Raw genomic sequence first — 2,607 nt, forward strand, 5'->3', positions numbered from 1 at the left:
GCCGGGTGCGGCGCCTCCCGCCCGTCGCCCCGCGTCCGTCGCCTTCCCTCCATGTCCTGCGTCCGCCCCTTCCGGTGTCCGGCCGCCGGGGCTCGGAGCCCGTCGTCCCCGGGCCGGTCCCCTCCCGGGGACGCGTCCCGCAGGCCCCGGAGCCGCCCCGCACACGCGCCCCCGGAGCCGTACGGCAGCATGGAGCGATGTCCGTACTGACGCGCGACGAAGCGCAGACCCGTGCCACCGCCCTCGACGTCCAGCGATACACGATCGACCTCGACCTCACCACCGGCGACGAGACCTTCGGGTCCAGCACCGTCATCCGGTTCACCGCACGCACCGCCACCGACACGTTCATCGAGGTCAAGCCCGCGGCACTGCGCTCGCTCAGCCTCGACGGACAGCCGCTCGACCCCGCGCTCCTCGCCGACGACCGCTACCCGCTCACCGACCTGGCGGCCGGCCCCCACGAACTCCGCGTCGACGCCACCATGCGCTACTCGCGCACCGGCGAGGGCATGCACCGGTTCACCGACCCCACCGACGGCGAGAGCTACGTCTACACCCAGCTCTTCCTCGACGACGTGCAGCGCGTCTTCCCCGCCTTCGACCAGCCCGACCTCAAGTCCGTCTTCGAACTCACCGTCACCGCCCCGGACGGCTGGAACGTCCTCGGCAACGGCATCGCCACCCACACCGGCGAAGGCCGCTGGACCATCGCCCCCACCCCCCTCATCTCCACCTACCTCGTCGCCGTCGCCGCGGGCCCCTGGCACTCCGTGACCACCGAGCACGCCGGTATCCCCTTCGGCATCCACTGCCGCCGCTCGCTCGCCCCCCACCTCGACGCCGACGCCGACGAGATCCTCGACATCACCCGCGCCTGCTTCGACCGCTACCACGAGAAGTTCGACGAGCCCTACCCGTTCGACTCGTACGACCAGGCATTCGTCCCCGAGTTCAACGCCGGCGCCATGGAGAACCCCGGACTCGTCACCTTCCGCGACGAATTCGTCTACCGCTCCGCCGTCACCGACACCGAACGCCAGACCCGCGCCATGGTCATCTCCCACGAGATGGCCCACATGTGGTTCGGCGACCTCGTCACCCTCAGCTGGTGGGACGACATCTGGCTCAACGAGTCCTTCGCCGAGTACATGGGCTACCAGACCGTCGCCGAAGCCACCCGCTTCACCGACACCTGGGTCGACTTCGGCGTCGCCCGCAAGGGCTGGGGATACGACGCCGACCAGCGCCCCTCCACCCACCCGGTCGCCCCCGACCCCGCCGCCGTCCCCGACACCGCCTCCGCGCTCGTCAACTTCGACGGCATCTCCTACGCCAAGGGCGCCTCCGCGCTCCGCCAACTCGTCGCCTGGATCGGCGAGAAGGACTTCCTGGCCGGCATCAACGCCCACTTCGCCCGCCACAAGTTCGCGAACGCCAGCCTCGCCGACTTCATCGACAACCTCGCCTCCGCCACCGACCGCGACGTCCACGGCTGGGCCGACACCTGGCTGCGCACCACCGGCCCCGACACCCTCACCACCCGCGTCGAGGACCTGGGCAACGAGTGGACCCTCGCCGTCGACCACCTCGGCAGCCGTCCCCACCGCATCGCGGTCGGCCTCTACGACCACGAACTCGGCACCGGCCCCGACCGGCTCGTCCTGCGCGACCGGGTCGAGACCGACGCCCCCGGCACCGGCGAACCCCTCACCCTCCCCGGCCCGCGTCCCGTCCTCGTCGTCCCCAACGACCAGGACCTCACCTACGCCAAGGTCCGGCTCGACGCCGAGTCCTGGACCGCCGTCGTGGCCGGCCTCTCCGGCATCCCGGACCCGCTCACCCGCGCCGTCATCTGGAACGCCGCCCGCGACATGGTCCGCGACGGCGACCTCCACCCCACCGCACACCTCGCCCTGGCACGCGCCCACCTCCCGCACGAGCGGGACCTCGCCCTCGTCCAGGGCGTCCTCGGCTTCGCCGCCCTCCTCACCGACCGCTACCTCACCCCCGAGGAGCGCCCCGCCGCGCTCGCCACCCTCGCCGACCTCTGCCGCGACCTCCTCCGGCGCACCGAGGACGGCAGCAACCCCGGCCTGCGCCTCGTCGCCGTACGCCACTTCATCGACGCGGCCACCCAGCCCGACACCCTCCAGGAGTGGCTCGCCGACGGCACCGTGCCCGGCGGCCCCGAACTCGACCCCGAACTGCGTTGGCGCGCCCTCACCCGCCTCGCCGTCCTCGGTGCCACCGACGAGACCGCCATCGCCGCCGCGCTCGCCCAGGACCCCAGCGCCACCGGCGAGGAAGGCGCCGCCCGCTGCCGCGCCGCCCTGCCCGACCCGGAGACCAAAACCGCCGCCTGGCAGTCCCTGTTCCACGACGACACCCTGTCCAACTACCTGTTCACCGCCACCGCCCAGGGGTTCTGGCAGCCCGAACAGACCGGACTCACCCGCGAGTACGTGGCCCGCTACTACCCCGACGCCGCGGCCCTCGCCGCCCGCCGGGGCCCGGGCCATCGACAGATACATCCGCTGCATGCCGATGAAGTCGAAGCAGAGGGTCAGCTCGTCGCCCTCGCCCGCCTCGGCGCCGCCGAAGAAC

General features: G+C 72.5%; 1 protein-coding gene. It reads left to right on the forward strand.

Going from position 1 to position 2,607, the window contains the following annotated elements; all coding sequences use genetic code 11:
• Nucleotides 1-197: 197 nt before the first annotated feature.
• On the forward strand, nt 198-2,607 hold a 2,410-nt coding region (gene pepN, locus ACWD3D_RS35910), incomplete at its 3' end, for an aminopeptidase N (protein WP_451464858.1).

The organism is Streptomyces sp. NPDC002690, from assembly GCF_053592415.1.